General features: G+C 68.4%; 18 protein-coding genes and 1 tRNA gene. 17 read left to right on the top strand and 2 right to left on the bottom strand.

Annotated elements, in window-relative coordinates; all coding sequences use genetic code 11:
- Positions 1–90 precede the first annotated feature (90 nt).
- The 12 genes from ccmA (at position 91) to ACR9Y6_RS04075 (ending at position 8345) form a co-directional block, all read left to right on the top strand.
- Positions 91–726 (top strand): heme ABC exporter ATP-binding protein CcmA, encoded by a 636-nt coding sequence (ccmA, locus tag ACR9Y6_RS04130; RefSeq protein WP_481282688.1) that lies wholly within the window; start codon positions 91–93, stop codon positions 724–726.
- Positions 723–1409 carry a heme exporter protein CcmB gene (ccmB, locus tag ACR9Y6_RS04125; protein WP_481280118.1) on the top strand — a complete coding sequence of 229 codons (687 nt, stop codon included), beginning with the start codon at positions 723–725 and terminating at the stop codon, positions 1407–1409. The genes ccmA and ccmB overlap by 4 nt, the downstream gene beginning before the upstream one ends.
- A gap of 66 nt (positions 1410–1475) precedes the next feature.
- Positions 1476–2243 carry a heme ABC transporter permease gene (locus ACR9Y6_RS04120; RefSeq protein WP_481280117.1) on the top strand — a complete coding sequence of 256 codons (768 nt, stop codon included), beginning with the start codon at positions 1476–1478 and terminating at the stop codon, positions 2241–2243.
- Positions 2240–2440 carry a heme exporter protein CcmD gene (gene ccmD, locus ACR9Y6_RS04115; RefSeq protein WP_481280116.1) on the top strand — a complete coding sequence of 67 codons (201 nt, stop codon included), beginning with the start codon at positions 2240–2242 and terminating at the stop codon, positions 2438–2440. The genes ACR9Y6_RS04120 and ccmD overlap by 4 nt, the downstream gene beginning before the upstream one ends.
- Positions 2424–2885, top strand: coding sequence for a cytochrome c maturation protein CcmE (ccmE, locus tag ACR9Y6_RS04110; protein WP_481280115.1), 462 nt, complete (start codon positions 2424–2426; stop codon positions 2883–2885). Before ccmD ends, ccmE begins: the two co-directional genes overlap by 17 nt.
- Positions 2882–4846 carry a heme lyase CcmF/NrfE family subunit gene (locus ACR9Y6_RS04105; protein ID WP_481280114.1) on the top strand — a complete coding sequence of 655 codons (1965 nt, stop codon included), beginning with the start codon at positions 2882–2884 and terminating at the stop codon, positions 4844–4846. The genes ccmE and ACR9Y6_RS04105 overlap by 4 nt, the downstream gene beginning before the upstream one ends.
- A complete protein-coding gene (locus tag ACR9Y6_RS04100) occupies positions 4843–5385 on the top strand; it encodes a DsbE family thiol:disulfide interchange protein (protein ID WP_481280113.1) in 543 nt (180 codons plus the stop codon). Before ACR9Y6_RS04105 ends, ACR9Y6_RS04100 begins: the two co-directional genes overlap by 4 nt.
- Positions 5385–5825 (top strand): cytochrome c-type biogenesis protein, encoded by a 441-nt coding sequence (locus ACR9Y6_RS04095; RefSeq protein ID WP_481282687.1) that lies wholly within the window; start codon positions 5385–5387, stop codon positions 5823–5825. Before ACR9Y6_RS04100 ends, ACR9Y6_RS04095 begins: the two co-directional genes overlap by 1 nt.
- Entirely contained in the window at positions 5822–6493 is a 672-nt protein-coding gene (locus tag ACR9Y6_RS04090; RefSeq protein ID WP_481280112.1) for a tetratricopeptide repeat protein, read from the top strand. Before ACR9Y6_RS04095 ends, ACR9Y6_RS04090 begins: the two co-directional genes overlap by 4 nt.
- An 11-nt stretch (positions 6494–6504) precedes the next feature.
- Positions 6505–7611, top strand: a complete 1107-nt coding sequence (gene metX / locus ACR9Y6_RS04085; protein WP_481280111.1) for a homoserine O-acetyltransferase MetX — start codon at positions 6505–6507, stop codon at positions 7609–7611.
- A gap of 49 nt (positions 7612–7660) precedes the next feature.
- Positions 7661–8239 carry a cysteine dioxygenase family protein gene (locus ACR9Y6_RS04080; RefSeq protein WP_481280110.1) on the top strand — a complete coding sequence of 193 codons (579 nt, stop codon included), beginning with the start codon at positions 7661–7663 and terminating at the stop codon, positions 8237–8239.
- Positions 8240–8260: 21 nt separating this feature from the next.
- Positions 8261–8345: transfer RNA gene (locus ACR9Y6_RS04075), tRNA-Leu, on the top strand.
- A gap of 417 nt (positions 8346–8762) precedes the next feature.
- Here ACR9Y6_RS04075 and ACR9Y6_RS04070 read toward each other — a convergent pair.
- Together ACR9Y6_RS04070 and ACR9Y6_RS04065 are read right to left on the bottom strand one after the other, a co-directional pair.
- On the bottom strand, positions 8763–9023 hold the full coding sequence (locus tag ACR9Y6_RS04070; RefSeq protein WP_481280109.1) for a hypothetical protein: 261 nt from the start codon (positions 9021–9023) through the stop codon (positions 8763–8765).
- Between the two features lie 303 nt (positions 9024–9326).
- Positions 9327–10031 (bottom strand): AraC family transcriptional regulator, encoded by a 705-nt coding sequence (locus tag ACR9Y6_RS04065; protein ID WP_481280108.1) that lies wholly within the window; start codon positions 10029–10031, stop codon positions 9327–9329.
- A 213-nt stretch (positions 10032–10244) separates the two neighbouring features.
- Between ACR9Y6_RS04065 and ACR9Y6_RS04060 the strand changes: the two genes are divergently transcribed.
- From ACR9Y6_RS04060 to ACR9Y6_RS04040, 5 genes are read left to right on the top strand one after another with little or no spacing between them, the layout of a single operon-like run.
- Entirely contained in the window at positions 10245–11186 is a 942-nt protein-coding gene (locus tag ACR9Y6_RS04060; RefSeq protein WP_481280107.1) for a 4-hydroxyproline epimerase, read from the top strand.
- Positions 11183–12280: an NAD(P)/FAD-dependent oxidoreductase gene (locus tag ACR9Y6_RS04055; protein WP_481280106.1), complete on the top strand. Its 1098-nt coding sequence runs from the start codon at positions 11183–11185 to the stop codon at positions 12278–12280. Before ACR9Y6_RS04060 ends, ACR9Y6_RS04055 begins: the two co-directional genes overlap by 4 nt.
- A complete protein-coding gene (locus tag ACR9Y6_RS04050) occupies positions 12277–12525 on the top strand; it encodes a (2Fe-2S)-binding protein (protein WP_481280105.1) in 249 nt (82 codons plus the stop codon). Before ACR9Y6_RS04055 ends, ACR9Y6_RS04050 begins: the two co-directional genes overlap by 4 nt.
- Positions 12518–13813 carry an FAD-dependent oxidoreductase gene (locus ACR9Y6_RS04045; protein WP_481280104.1) on the top strand — a complete coding sequence of 432 codons (1296 nt, stop codon included), beginning with the start codon at positions 12518–12520 and terminating at the stop codon, positions 13811–13813. The genes ACR9Y6_RS04050 and ACR9Y6_RS04045 overlap by 8 nt, the downstream gene beginning before the upstream one ends.
- On the top strand, positions 13810–14715 hold the full coding sequence (locus ACR9Y6_RS04040) for a dihydrodipicolinate synthase family protein (RefSeq protein ID WP_481280103.1): 906 nt from the start codon (positions 13810–13812) through the stop codon (positions 14713–14715). Before ACR9Y6_RS04045 ends, ACR9Y6_RS04040 begins: the two co-directional genes overlap by 4 nt.

Raw genomic sequence — 14715 nt, 5'->3', positions numbered from 1 at the left:
CAGATCCGCCAGCTTGGTGGGAGCCGACCCTGTCGGCGATGGGCATGCCGAAACATGGACATCCGCGCGGCCGCCCGCAACAATCGCGGGATGACCGTCGCCACCGAACCCCCGATCCTGCTCGAAGCCCGCGCGCTCGGCTTCCTGCGCCAGGACGAGCCGGTGTTCGGACCGTTGGATTTCAAGCTGCACGCGGGCGAGATCGCCCTCGTCGAAGGCGACAACGGCAGCGGCAAGACCACCCTCATGCGCGTGCTCACGGGCATGCTGCGGACCGGCGAAGGCGAGGTCCGTGTCGACGGTGCCACCTTCTCGCTCGACACCATGGCAGGCATGGTCGTGTTCCTGGGCCATCACCTCGGTCTCAAGTTCGACCTTTCGCCACGCGAGAACCTCGCCGTGAGCGCCGGCCTTTACGGCCTGCGCGAGGGCATGGACGCGGGCGCCGCGCTGGCCGAGGTCGGCCTGGCCGGTTTCGAGGACGAGCCCGTGCGGCGGCTCTCGGCGGGCCAGAAGAAACGCGCCGCGCTGGCCCGGCTCCTGCTCGTGCCCGCACGCATCTGGCTGCTCGACGAGCCGTATGCGAACCTCGACCGCGAAGGCATCGCCCTGGTCAATCGCCTGCTCGAGCGCCATACCGCACGCGGCGGCGCGGCCCTGGTCACCAGCCACGGCGCGGTCAGCTTCGCCGGCGGCGAGCCTCGACGTATCCGGCTGCACGCGTGAGGCCCGGCAGCACGCCCACCGCCTGCGCCGCGCTGCTGCGACGCGACCTCACCCTGGCCTGGCGCCGCCGCGGCGATATCGCCCTGCCCGTGCTGTACGCCGTCATCGTGGCCACCCTGTTCCCCTTCGCGCTGGGCCCCGATCCGGCGCTGCTGTCGCGGATCGCCGGTGGCGTGGTGTTCGTCACCGTGCTGCTCGCCATCCTGCTCTCGCTCGACCAGCTCTTCCGCGCCGACATCGAGGACGGCTCGATGGAGCAGCTGATGCTCGCGCCGCAGCCGCTCGCCCTGCTGGTGGCCATGAAGATCCTCGCCCACTGGATCACGTCCGCGCTGCCCCTGATCGTGGTGGCGCCGCTGCTGGCGGGCATGCTCAGGCTGCCGCCGGGGGCCATGCCCGTGCTCATCGCCGCATTGTCGCTCGCCACGCCGCTGCTGAGCCTCATGGGCGCGGTGCTGGTCGCCCTGACGGCGGGAACGAGGCGCTCTGGTATGCTTCTGGCGCTCATGTTGCTGCCGTTGTGCGTGCCGGTCGTGATCTTCGCCGCCGGAGCCGTGGCCGCCGCGCAGGAAGGGCTGCCCTGGATCGCGCCGATCGCCTGGCTGGGAGCCGGGCTCGCCCTGGCGCTCGTCCTCGCACCGCTGGCCTGCGCCGCCGCACTACGCATCGCCATGGACACATGAACGCACGCAACCACACGGTCCCATCGGGGGACTCACGGTGCTTGAACGAACCTGCGACGAGGATCGATGGCTAACTGGGTTCCGCTCTGGCTTCACCGCCTCGGCTCGCCGCCGGTGTTCTACCGCTTCGCCGGTGCCGTGCGCCCGTGGGCGCTCGGCCTCGCGCTCGTGCTGGGCGCGGTCGCCCTGTACGGTGGCCTGTTCATCGCGCCGGCGGACTACCAGCAAGGCGACGCCTACCGCATCATCTTCATCCACGTGCCCAGCGCGTGGATGAGCCTGTTCATCTACGGGGCGATGGCCGTGGCCGCCTTCATCGGCCTGGTCTGGCGGATCAAGATCGCCGAAACCGTGGCGATGGAATCCGCTCCCATCGGTGCCGCCTTCACCTTCATCACCCTCGTCACCGGTTCGCTCTGGGGCAAGCCGATGTGGGGAACGTGGTGGACCTGGGATGCGCGCCTCACCTCCGAACTGGTGCTGCTCTTCATCTATCTCGGCGTGATCGGCCTGTACCACTCGTTCGAGGACCGTCGCCAGGGTGCCCGCGCGGCGTCGTTCCTCGTGCTGGTGGGCGCGGTCAACGTGCCCATCGTGCACTTCTCGGTGAACTGGTGGAACACGCTGCACCAGGGGTCGACGGTGCGCCTGCTCGGCCCGTCGCACATCGAGGCGAGCATGCTCTGGCCGCTGTTGACCATGATGGCCGCCACCAAGCTCTATTACATCGCCAGCCTGTTCGCCCGCGTGCGCGCCGACCTCGTCGCCTCCGAAGGTGGCAAGGGCTGGGTGCGCGACCTGCTGGCCGGCCGCGCGGGAAACGATCCCGCATGAGCCAGGCCTTCGCCATGGGCGACTACGGCTTCTATGTCTGGTCCGCCGTCGCCGTCTTCTTCATCGTCCTCTTGATCGACACGCTGGCCCCGTTGGCCCGGCGCCGCCGCAACCTGCGCGAACTCCGCGCACGGCTCGCGCGCCAGGAAAACCGCCGCCGGCCGGGAAACCCTCCAAGCAATGAACCCGACGCGTAAACGCCGCCTCGCCATCGTGATCTCGGTCGTCGCCGCCGCCGCCGTGGCGATAGGCCTGACCGTGTTCGCCCTGCAGCGGAACATGAACTACCTGTTCACTCCGAGCCAGGTGCAGGAAGGACAGGCCACGCAGTACGCCACCTTTCGCCTCGGCGGCATGGTGAAATCCGGCTCCATCCAGCGTGCCGCCGACACCTTGAAGGTGAGCTTCATCGTCGTCGACGACGGTGGCGCGATGCCCGTGGAATACACCGGCATCCTGCCGGACCTGTTCCGCGACAACCAGTCCGTGATCGCCACCGGGCGCATGGACAGCGGCCGCTTCATCGCCAGCGAAGTGCTCGCCAAGCACGACGAGAACTACATGCCGAAGGAACTCAAGGACGCCATGACCAAGGCGCACGAGAACCGCAAGATCGACGACAAGAAGGACATGCCGCGGTGATCCCCGAACTCGGCCAGTTCGCGCTCGCGCTCGCGCTGCTGCTCGCCCTCGTGCAGGGCGTGTTGCCGATCCTCGGCGCATGGCGCGGCAACGCCGCCCTGATCGCCGTGGCGCGTCCGGCTGCCGCCGGCCAGGGGGTCTTCGTATTCGCCGCCATGGCGATCCTCATCCACGCCTTCCTGCACTACGACTTCTCGGTGGCCTACGTCGCCGACAACTCGAACCTCGCCCTGCCCTGGTACTACCGCATCACCGCGGTATGGGGCGCGCACGAGGGGTCGATGTTGCTGTGGGTCTTCATCCTCAACATCTGGTCGGTCGCGCTGGCCGCTTTCAGCCGGCACCTGCCGCCGGCGTTCGTCGCGCGCGTGCTCGGCGTGCTGGGCCTGATCGGCGTCGGCTTCCTCGCCTTCATCCTGTTCACCTCCAATCCCTTCGTGCGCGAGCTGCCGATGCCCGCGGATGGCGGCGACCTGAATCCCGTCCTGCAGGACCCGGGCATGACCTTCCACCCGCCCGTGCTGTACATGGGCTACGTGGGCTTCTCGGTCGCCTTCGCCTTCTCGATCGCCGCCCTGCTCGGCGGTGGGATGGAACAGGCCTGGGTGCGCTGGGCGCGGCCGTGGACGAACGTCGCCTGGGCCTTCCTGACCCTCGGCATCGTCGCCGGCAGCTGGTGGGCCTATGCGGAACTGGGCTGGGGCGGCTGGTGGTTCTGGGATCCTGTGGAAAACGCGTCGTTCATGCCCTGGCTGGTCGGCGTCGCGTTGATCCATGCGCAGGCGGTGACGGAAAAACGAGGTTCGCTCCCGGCGTGGACGGTGCTGCTTTCCCTGTTCGCCTTCTCGCTGTCGTTGCTGGGCACCTTCCTCGTCCGTTCCGGCGTGCTCACCTCGGTGCACGCGTTCGCCTCCGATCCACGCCGCGGCCTGTACATCCTGGGTTTTCTTATCGTCGTGATCGGCGGATCGCTGCTGCTGTACGCGATCCGTGCGCCCAAGGTCGCCACGGGCAAGCCCTTCGCGCCGCTGTCGCGCGAAACCGGGGTCATGGTCGCCAACCTGTTGTTCACCACGGCGGCGGCGATGGTCTTGCTCGGCACGCTGTTCCCGTTGATCGGCGATGCCTTGAACCTCGGGCGCATCTCGGTCGGACCGCCGTACTTCGGCTTCCTGTTCGTGATGCTGATGGCGCCCGCGGTGCTCCTCCTGCCGTTCGGCCCGTATCTCCGCTGGGGACGCGCCGAAGGGCGGCAACTCACGGCGATGGCCTTGCGTGCCGGCGTCGCCGCGCTGATCTGCGCGGTCGCCGCCGCCTTCTTCGCGCAAGGCCATCTCCGCGCGATCGCCGGCGTGGCCGGTGCGGTGTGGGTCGGCGCGGGCACGCTGTCCTACATCGTCAAGCGTTGGCGCGAGATGCCGCGCGGCCGCCGCTATCCCGCCGAGATGGCCGGCATGCTGGTCGCGCATGCCGGCGTGGCGATCTTCGTGATCGGCGTGATGCTTTCCGAGTCGCTCAGCGTGGAGCGCGACGTGCGCCTCGCGCCCGGACAATCCGAGTCCATCGGTGGCTACGACTTCCGTTTCGACGGCGTCGAGGAAACCGAGGGTCCGAACTGGCGCGCGGACGAAGGCGTCGTCACGATCCTCCGCGACGGCGCCACCGTGGGCACGATGCATCCGCAGAAACGCACCTATTCGCGCGGCCAGGTGCAAACCGAATCGGCCATCGATGCCGGCCTGTTCCGCGACATCTACGTGGCCCTGGGTGAACCGATGGACGCGAACGACGTGCAAGGCGCATGGGCCTTGCGCCTGTATCACAAGCCCTTCGTCCGCTGGATATGGCTCGGCGGCCTGTTCATGATGGCGGGCGGTTTCCTCGCCGCGTGCGAACGCCGCTTCCGGGCGAAGAAGATCGCCGCCGAGGGCACGCTCGAACCGAAGGCGACGCCGGCATGAGCCGCCTGCTTCCCCTGATCGGCTTTCTGCTGCTGGTGGGCCTGTTCGGCTTCGGCATCTGGTGGAACACACAGCACGACCAGCGCGAGATCGCCTCGCCGCTGATCGACAAGCCCGCGCCCGCGTTCGCGCTGCCGGTGCTCGGCGAACCGTCGCGCACCGTGGACAAGGCGTCCCTGCTCGGCAAGCCCTATTTCCTCAACGTGTTCGCCAGCTGGTGCATCGAGTGCGTGCACGAACACCCGATGCTGATGACCGACATGAAGCGGCTCGGCCTGCCCATCGTCGGCTTCAACTACAAGGACGAACCGGAAGCCGCCACGGCGTGGCTCGCCGAGCATGGCAACCCCTTCGATGTGATCGTGGCCGACCGCGACGGACGCGCCGGCATCGACTTCGGCGTATACGCGGCGCCGGAAACCTTCCTGATCGATGCGAAGGGCGTGATCCGGTACAAGCGCATCGGCCCGATCACCCCCGAGGTGATCGAGAAGGAAATCCGCCCCGCCCTCGCCGCGCTGGCGAAGGAAGCGCCGTGATCCGCCGCGTCCTCCTCTGGCTGGCGCTGTGCCTGTCGCCCGCGATGGTTTGCGCGCAAGCCATCCAGCCCCTGCCGTTCCACGACCGCGCGGAAGAGGTGCGTTTCCAGAAACTGACCTCCGAGCTGCGCTGCCCGATGTGCCAGAACGAAACACTGGCCGACTCCAACGCGCCGATCGCGCACGACTTGCGCCGGCAAGTGTTCGAGATGATCCAGGCGGGCAAGAGCGACGACGAGATCAAGACCTACCTCGTCGACCGTTACTCGCAGTTCGTGCTGTACAAGCCGCCCGTCGAGCCGTCCACCTGGCTGCTCTGGTTCGGCCCGCTCGCCCTGCTCGCCGCCGGCGCCGCCGTCGTCGCGGTGCAGGTGCGCCGTCGCGCACGACAGAACCCCACCGTCGGCACGCCGGCCAACGACACCGAGGACGACTGGTGACACTCGCGTTCTATCTCGTCGCGGCGGCGATGCTCGCCCTCGCGCTCGCCCTGCTGCTCGTTCCGCTCGTTCGCCAGGGCCGCCTGCATGGCCGCCCGCGCGGCGTGTTCGCATGGGTGGTGGCGATCGCCGTGCTCCTGCCCCTGGGCAGCGCCGGCATCTACATGCTCGTCGGCACGCCGGCGACCCTCGGTGGCGTCGAGCCGCCGAAGGAAATGACCGTCGGCGAAGCCATCGACAGCCTGCTGGCACGCCTCAAGGAGCATCCCGACGATGCCCAGGGATGGGTTCTCCTCGGACAGACCTACAGCATGCTCAAGCAAGCGCCGGATGCGCGCGACGCCTACGACCGCGCCTTGAAAGCCGATCCGAAGAATGTCGCCGCGATGGTCGGCTGGGCCGAGGCCGACTCGCTGGTGAGGCCGGACCACCGCATCGAGGGCCGCGCCATGGACCTGCTCACCGGTGCGCTGGCCATCGAGCCGCAGAGCCAGCGGGCCTTGTGGCTGCTCGGCATCGCGCAATTCCAGCAAGAGCGCTACACCGACGCCGCGGCCACCTGGCGTAAGCTGCAACCGCTGCTCGACCCGGATTCCAACGTGGCCCATGCCGTGGCCCAGCAGATCGCCCTTGCGGACAAGCGCGCCGACGAAGGGCACACCCCGTGAAGGAACACCCCATGGGCGACGCCCGCCGCTACCACACGCTGTCCTCGCCATTCCGCATGAAGCGCGGCGGAGAGCTGCACGGCGCGCGCGTGGCGTTCGAGACCTGGGGCACGCTCGCGGCCGGGCGTGACAACGCCATCCTGATCCTCACCGGCCTGTCGCCCAGCGCGCACGCGGCGGCCAACGCCGAGGACCCCAGCCCCGGCTGGTGGGAAGACATGATCGGCCCGGGACGCGCGTTCGATACGGATCGCTATTTCGTCATCTGCGTGAATTCGCTCGGCAGCGACAAGGGTTCCACCTGTGCCGCTTCCATCGATCCGGCCACCGGCGAACCGTACTGGCTGACCTTCCCCGAGTTGTCGCTCGAAGATGTCGCCAACGCCGCGTACGAAGCGGTGACGGGGCTCGGTATCGCTCAACTGGCCTGCCTGGTGGGTTGTTCCATGGGCGGCATGAGCGCGCTGGCCTACATGCTGCTGCATCCGGGCGCCACTCGGACCCACATCAGCGTCGACACCGCGCCGCAGGCGCAGCCTTTCGCCATCGCCATCCGCTCCTTGCAGCGTGAAGCGATCCGTCTCGATCCGCACTGGAACGAAGGTCGCTATGGCGGGGACGAGTGGCCGGAACACGGCATGAGCATCGCGCGCAAGCTCGGTGTCATCACCTACCGCTCGGCCATGGAATGGAACGGCCGTTTCGCCCGCATCCGCCTCGACCCGGAGCAACGCGACGACAACGAGCCGTTCGGCTTCGAATTCCAGGTGGAGTCGTACCTGGAAGGCCATGCGCGGCGCTTCAACCGCCAGTTCGACCCGAACAGTTACCTCTATCTCTCGCGCGCCAGCGACTGGTTCGACGTGGCCGAGTACGGCGAGGGCGACGTGATGCGCGGACTGGCCCGGATCCACGTCGACCGCGCCCTGGTCATCGGGGTGAGCACGGACATCCTGTTTCCCCTGGAGCAGCAGGAAACCATCGCCAAGGGCCTGGAGGCCGCCGGGGCGCAGGTGGAGTTCGTGGCGCTGGACTCGCCACAGGGCCACGACGCCTTCCTGGTGGACATCGAGAACTACAGCCGGGCGATTGGGGGCTTCCTCCGCTCCCTGCTATGATCGGTGGCGACCGGCGTCCCCACGCCATCGCATCCAGAGGTTCCACCCCATGATCACGGTCGACTTCCCGGGCAGCCGCAAGCTCATCGAGGCCATCGACGCCTCGGTCGCCCAGCCGAGCACCCCGGCGATCACCGACACCCTGCGCAACGCGCTGTGCCGGCTGATCCGCTCGCAGGAGGTGCAGCTCCCCCCGTGCGTGTTCGAGACCGCCGGCGACCACTACGCGCGCCGCGAGCTCTACCGCAGCGAGGAACACGGCTACAGCGTGGTCGCCATGACCTGGGGGCCCGGCCAGGGCACCCTGATCCACGACCATAGCGGCATGTGGTGCGTGGAGGGCGTCTGGAACGGGGCGCTGGAGATCGTCCAGTACGAACTGCTCGACCACGACGCCCAGCGCTACCACTTCCGCCCCGTCGGCTCGATCCAGGCCGGCCCCGGCTCCGCCGGCAGCTTGATCCCCCCGCACGAGTACCACACCATCCGCAATCCCAGCGAGGATTCGGTGGCCGTCAGCCTGCACATCTACTCGGGCCGCATGACCCAGTGCGCCGTGTTCAACCCCCAGGGCGACGACTGGTACCTGCGCGACGAACGCCAGTTGGGCCTCGACCGCGTCCACTGATTCCCGCATAATCGCGCTCATGCCCGAGTGGTGGAATTGGTAGACGCAGAGGACTCAAAATCCTCCGCCGCAAGGCTTGTCGGTTCGAGTCCGACCTCGGGCACCACACATGGAAACCGTCCTCTCCGGGGGGCGGTTTTTTTGTTTTTGCGGCGCGTGGGCTCGGCTTCGCCCTCGCGCTCGCCGTGTGCGTGGCGAGGGGAGCTGCCGGGCGCCACCCTCGGCGCGACGGTAGTCGCCGTCCCTTGGGGAAGGATGCCGCTGGCGCGGCCGTGTTTGATGGCTGCGCCCCGGCGGGCTCGGACGGTCGGGCGGGGGTTTCCGATTCGCCCTCCTGGCTCAGCGGAAACGATCGGCCGTCCTGGCCGATCCCCTTCGGGCCTTTTCCGCCCGACCCTCCTCGGCTCCTAATGTCGCGCCGAGGGTGGCGCCCGGCAGCTCTCTGGACCCTGGGGTGGGTTGGAAGGAAAGAGCAACGCTCGCCACGTGTCGCATGCCTCACCGGGTGGGAAGCGGGCTTCCGTCAATGGCCCTTACCGTGCCCCTTGGTCAATCCCTTGCCGTTTGCTCTATCACGCGCGACATCGCGGACGTCCGTACCGACTTTGGCGCCATCCAGCCTGGCGTCCTTGGTCTCCGCCGAAACGGCATCGCCGTGCGCGTCGTGATCCGTCATGGAGTTCTTGTCATGACCACCACCGTGACCATGCGCCGATTGCGGCGCCGCGGCGGCCGCGAGGGAGAAAATAGAAGATACAACGGCCACCAGAATGAGCTTGCGCATGGTCATGACTCCGCTAAAGAAGAAGGATGCCGTACCGCAATGGGATAACGGCGGCGCAAGGATGACCTACCCGGAGTGGGGATGGACGCACCGCCTCGGCGAGGGGTTCGCATGCGTTCAAAAACCTGAATACGGGGCCCATTCGACGAAAGTTCCGTGCAAGGTTTCGTGTGCAAGTGTACTAAACCCCCTGTGGGAACCGACTTGTCGGCGATCCCGCGGCAGCGGGCCAGGGTGAGGCAAGCACCCATCGCCGACAAGGCTCCCACAGACTCGAAGCGAGCCCCGAGCCATCGACTGGAGTCAACGCTCGGCCGTGACCATCATGCGGTAAGCGCTCGGCGTCATCCCCACCGTCGCCTTGAACTGCCGCGCGAAGGCGCTCTGGTCGACGAAACCGCATGCCATGCCGATGGCCGCGACACTGTCCTCGCCGCCGAGCAGGCGCATCGCGCTTTCGATGCGCACCTTGGTCAGCACCTGTTGCGGCGTGAGCTGGAAAACCCGGCGGAAATGCCGTTCCAGCTGCGCGACCGACAGGCCCGCGAGCGTCGCCAGCGTATGCACGCGCACGTTGTCGGCATAGTGTTCCTGCATGTGCGCAAGCACGCGGCGCAGCCGGTCGTAGGTGGGATGCTTGCCGTCCGGCTGGCCCAGGTCGCGAGAAATACCGATGACGCCACGCACCTCGCCGCGCGAGATCAACGGCCGCTTGCACGTCAGGCACCAGCCTGGCGCGCGATTGTTGAAGATATGCACCTCGAGCTGGTTCTCGATCAGCTCGCCGGCCAGCACGCGACGATCCTGCGCCGCGTAGGAACCACCCATCGTGGTCGGGAACAGCTCGGTCACGTCCTTGCCGATGATGTCGCTGCGATGCTTCAGGCCCAGGCGGCGGACCAGGGTCAGGTTGGCATGCGTGTAGCGCCCCAGGGTGTCCTTGACGAAGAACACCACATCGGGAAGCGCATCGAAGAGCGGCTCGAGTTCATCGGCGGAAATCTTCACGGGCGCGGGGCTCCTCCGGGGCGAGCGGCGACGGCATGGGCAACGGGGTATTTCACTGCCGCACCGCATCATAAGGCCGATGGGCGGTGGGATGGCAAGTACGGCAGCGGCGCCACGGCGGCCGGGCCGCCTTCGATGGGTATGCTGAATTCCGCATCTGAATCCGGCAAAGGTTTCTATCCCGCCGAGGCGGTCCCCGGCGAGCATGAAGCCATGCACACCCTCGACTTCATCGATTCGCATACCGGCGGCGAACCCACACGCGTCGTCCTCTCCGGCTTCCCCGACCTGGGCAGCGGTTCCCTCGCCGAACGGCGGCGGCTCATGCGCGCGGAGCACGACCGCTGGCGCCAGGCGATCGCCTGCGAGCCGCGCGGCTCGGACACCATGGTGGGCGCCCTGCTCGTACCGCCGGCCGATCCCGAGGCCTGCGCCGGGGTGATCTTCTTCAACAACGTCGGCTACCTCGGCATGTGCGGCCACGGCACCATCGGCACGATCCGGACGTTGCAACACCTGGGGCGCATCGGTCCGGGCCGGCACCGCCTCGAAACGCCGGTGGGTACCGTCGGCATCGAATTGCTGGACGACGGCCGGGTGTCGATCGACAACGTGGAAAGCTATCGCCACCGCAAGGACGTTCGCCTGGACGTCCCCGGCTACGGCAGCGTCGTCGGCGACGTCGCCTGGGGCGGCAACTGGTTCTTCATCACGGCGGACACGCCGCTGCCGCTGACCCTCGAAAATCAACGCGCGCTGACCGTCTATACGGAGGCGATCCGCGCGGCGCTGGAACGCGAAGGCATCACCGGCGCGGACGGCGCGGAAATCGACCATATCGAATTGAACGCGGCACCCGGGCAACCCGACGCCGATGGCCGCAACTTCGTGCTCTGCCCCGGCATGGCTTACGACCGCTCGCCTTGCGGCACCGGCACCAGCGCCAAGGTGGCCTGCCTGGCCGCCGACGGAAAACTGTCCGCGGGTGCCGTCTGGCGGCAGGCGGGCATCCTCGGCAGCGTGTTCGAGGTCACCTTCCAGCCCGGCGCGTCGGGCGTCCTGCCCCGCATCACCGGTAGCGCGCACGTCACCATGAAGGGACAGATCCTGATCGACGAGGCCGATCCGCTGGCCTGGGGTATCGGCGCGGGGTGAGCGGCCACGACCTGATCATCGTCGGTGCCGGCATCGTGGGCGCGGCATGCGCCGACTACGCCACGGCGCAGGGCATGCGCATCGCCATCGTTGAACCGGGTGTCGTCGGAGGCGGCGCGACCGCCGCGGCGATGGGTCATCTCGTGGCCATGGACGACGACCCCGCCGAGCTCGCGCTGGCGCATTACTCGCTAGGCCTCTGGGAAGCGTTCGCGCACCTGCCACGCGCGGAATTCAGCCGCTGCGGAACCCTGTGGGTAGCCAGCAACGACGAAGAGTTCGCGCGTATCCCGGAAAAGATCGCGCGGCTTGCCGCCTCCGGCCTGGCTGCGGAAAGGATCGACGCGCGGGAACTCTACCGCCTCGAACCCGCGCTCGCGCCCGGCCTCGCCGGCGGCATGCGCGTGGCGAACGAAGCGGTGGTGTTTCCCCCGGCCGTAGCCCGCCATGGGATCGATCAGGCGATCGCGCGGGGAGCCGTTTACCATCACGATGCCGTATTCCGCCTCGAGGACCACGGCGTCCTCCTGCGCGGGGGGCGGCGGCTCAGTGGCCGCGTGCTGCTCGCCAATGGCGGTGCGTTGCCGTCCCTCTTGCCCGGCCTGCCGGTACGCCTGCGCAAGGGGCACCTGGTGATCACCGACCGCTATCCCGGCGTGATTCGCCATCAGCTGCTCGAACTCGGTTACGCGGACAGCGCGCACGGCGGCGATGCCTCCAGTGTGGCCTTCAATGTGCAGCCGCGCCCCACCGGACAGATCCTGATCGGTTCGTCGCGCGAATACGACGCCGTCGACGCCGATGTTTCGATGGCGATGATCCGGCGCATGCTGGAACGGAGCTTCCGCTTTCTTCCACGGCTGCGTGAACTGGACGCGATTCGCCTGTGGACGGGGTTTCGCCCGGTAAGCGTGGACGGCCTGCCCTATCTCGGCCGTGCCCCTGGCCGCGACGATGTCTGGGTGGCCGCCGCGCACGAAGGGCTGGGGGTAACGACCTCCCTGGGTAGCGCGCGCGTGGTCATCGACCAGATCCTCGGTCGCGCACCCGCCATCGATCCCACGCCCTACGATCCCGCGCGGGTACGCCCATGACCACGAGCACCGTGCGACTCACCGTCAACGGACGCCGAGTGCACGTGCCCGCGGGCGTATCCGTCGCGGCGGCGATCGCGCTCGTCGGCGAGCCATTCCGCCGTTCCGTGACAGGCGAGCCGCGCGCACCGCTGTGCGGCATGGGCGTGTGTTTCGAATGCCGCGTGCGCATCGACGGCGTGGCCCAGCAGCGCGCCTGCCAGCGCGTCGTCGATCCTGGCATGCGGGTGGAAACCGATGGTTGACGCCTGCGACATCGTCGTCGTCGGCGCCGGACCGGCGGGCCTCGCCGCCGCGGAAGCCGCCGCGAGCCAGGGCAAGCGGGTGGTGCTGATCGACAGCCAGCCACGCGCGGGCGGCCAGGTATGGCGGCACGACAGGCTGCACGGCCAGCCGCGTGTGGCGATGGATGCGATCCGCGCCATCGCCGGGAACGCCAACATCACGTGCCTCGAAGGAACGCAGGTCGTCGCCGTCGAACCGGAACGGCTGCTCTTGCAGGACGCGCATCGCGGCTTCCATCTCGCCTATGGCGCGCTGGTACTCGCCACGGGCGGACGCGAACTCCTCTTGCCCTTTCCCGGTTGGACCCTGCCCGGCGTCACCGGTGCCGGCGGTTTACAGGCCCTGGCCAAGCAAGGCTGGCCCTTGCGTGGCAAGCGCGTGCTCATCGCCGGCAGCGGGCCGCTGCTGTTGGCGGCCGCGGCAACCGCGCGACGGCACGGCGCGCACGTCGTGGGCATCCACGAGCAGGCCAGCGCATCCGCCGTGCATCGCTTCGCCGCCGGCCTCTGGCGTTGGCCGGGCAAGCTCGCTCAAGCGGCACGGCTGCGACTCGAACTCGCGCGTATCCCTTATCGGACCGGCAGCATCGTGACCGCCGCCGAGGGCGATCACGGCGTCGGCGGCGCGCATGTACGCGCCGGCCGAGGCGACGAACACATCGAATGCGACCTGTTGGCGGTGGGCTACGGCCTGCTGCCGCAGGTGGAACTGGCCCAATTGCTCGGGTGCGCGCTGGAGCCGGAAGGCGCGCATGCGCGTGTGCAGGTAGGACCGTGGCAGGCCACGAGCCAACCGCGCGTATTCGCCGCCGGCGAAGCCTGCGGTATCGGCGGACTCGACTGCGCCAGGGTGGAGGGCCGCATCGCGGGCCTGGCCGCCGCAGGCGCGGACGTGCCACCCGCGCTATTGCACCGGCGCGATCGCGCGCGAGCCTTCGCCGCCTCGCTACGCGAACACTTCTCGCTCCGCGACGACGTGCGCGGCCTCGCGAACGACGACACGACGATCTGCCGGTGCGAGGACGTCACCCTCGGCGCCGTGCGCCCCCACGCCGACGCCCGCGAAGCGAAGCTCGCCACGCGCTGCGGCATGGGCGCGTGCCAGGGCCGCATCTGCGGCGGCGCGCTCGCCGAACTCGGGCATGGCCCGCGCGGCGGCGTGCGGCCGCCCCTCTTTCCCGCTCGCCTGGCCACCCTGGGCGAACCCCTTCTTTCTTCCGTCAGCGATACCAGAGGCTACACATCATGAGCAAGGCAACTTTCTGGCGCGGTGTCCTGCCCGCCGTCACCACGCCCTTCACCGCCGATGGCAAGGTCGACCACGCCTTCCTCGCCAGCCATGCGTCGCAGATGATCGACGCCGGCTGCAAAGGCATCGTGCCCCTCGGCTCCCTCGGCGAAGCGGCTACGCTGAGCTACGAGGAGAAGACCGACATCCTGCGTACCCTGGTCAAGGCGCTCGACGGCCGTGCGCCGGTGATTCCCGGCGTCGCCTCGCTCTCGACCGATGAGGCCGTGCGCCTCGCGAAGGAAGCCAAGGCCATCGGCTGCGCCGGCTTGATGGTGCTGCCGCCGTACGTGTATTCCACCGACTGGCGCGAAATGAGCGCGCATGTAAAGGCCGTCATCGCGGCCACCGACCTGCCCTGCATGCTTTACAACAATCCGGTCGCCTACAAGACCGATTTCGCGCCCGCGCAGATCGCCGAACTCGCCGCGCAGTTCCCGAACCTGCAAGCGGTGAAGGAATCTTCCGGTGACGTGCGCCGTTTCGCCGCCATTCGCGTCCTGCTCGGCGATCGCCTCGACCTCCTTGTCGGCATGGACGATGCCCTCGTCGAAGGCGTGAGCATGGGAGCGGTGGGCTGGATCGCCGGCCTCGTCAACGCGTACCCGAAGGAGTCGGTGAAGCTGTTCGAACTCGCGCGCGATGGCGGCCCCCGCGCCGCGGAGTCGCTGTACGCATGGTTCCTGCCGCTGCTCCGCCTCGACACGGTGCCCACCTTCGTGCAGCTGATCAAGCTCGTGCAGGCCAAGACCGGCATGGGCAGCGAAACCGTACGTGCTCCACGCTTGACGGTCACGGGTGCCGAACGCGAGGCCGCGCTGGCCGTGATCGACCACGCCATCGCCACGAAACCGGAGCTCTGA

The organism is Luteibacter sp. TLI7-4A (genome assembly GCF_056754745.1).
Note: the sequence above shows the minus strand (reverse complement) of the source record. Positions and strands in the feature narration are given on the sequence as shown.

Excerpts from the sequence above, each read along its gene's own strand:
- ccmA (WP_481282688.1), top strand. The coding sequence starts at position 91 with ATGACCGTCGCCACCGAACCCCCGATCCTGCTCGAAGCCCGCGCGCTC.
- ACR9Y6_RS04120 (WP_481280117.1), top strand. The coding sequence starts at position 1,476 with ATGGCTAACTGGGTTCCGCTCTGGCTTCACCGCCTCGGCTCGCCGCCG.
- ccmD (WP_481280116.1), top strand. The coding sequence starts at position 2,240 with ATGAGCCAGGCCTTCGCCATGGGCGACTACGGCTTCTATGTCTGGTCC.
- ccmE (WP_481280115.1), top strand. The coding sequence starts at position 2,424 with ATGAACCCGACGCGTAAACGCCGCCTCGCCATCGTGATCTCGGTCGTC.
- ACR9Y6_RS04100 (WP_481280113.1), top strand. The coding sequence starts at position 4,843 with ATGAGCCGCCTGCTTCCCCTGATCGGCTTTCTGCTGCTGGTGGGCCTG.
- metX (WP_481280111.1), top strand. The coding sequence starts at position 6,505 with ATGGGCGACGCCCGCCGCTACCACACGCTGTCCTCGCCATTCCGCATG.
- ACR9Y6_RS04080 (WP_481280110.1), top strand. The coding sequence starts at position 7,661 with ATGATCACGGTCGACTTCCCGGGCAGCCGCAAGCTCATCGAGGCCATC.
- ACR9Y6_RS04070 (WP_481280109.1), bottom strand. The coding sequence starts at position 9,023 with ATGCGCAAGCTCATTCTGGTGGCCGTTGTATCTTCTATTTTCTCCCTC.
- ACR9Y6_RS04060 (WP_481280107.1), top strand. The coding sequence starts at position 10,245 with ATGCACACCCTCGACTTCATCGATTCGCATACCGGCGGCGAACCCACA.
- ACR9Y6_RS04050 (WP_481280105.1), top strand. The coding sequence starts at position 12,277 with ATGACCACGAGCACCGTGCGACTCACCGTCAACGGACGCCGAGTGCAC.
- ACR9Y6_RS04045 (WP_481280104.1), top strand. The coding sequence starts at position 12,518 with ATGGTTGACGCCTGCGACATCGTCGTCGTCGGCGCCGGACCGGCGGGC.
- ACR9Y6_RS04040 (WP_481280103.1), top strand. The coding sequence starts at position 13,810 with ATGAGCAAGGCAACTTTCTGGCGCGGTGTCCTGCCCGCCGTCACCACG.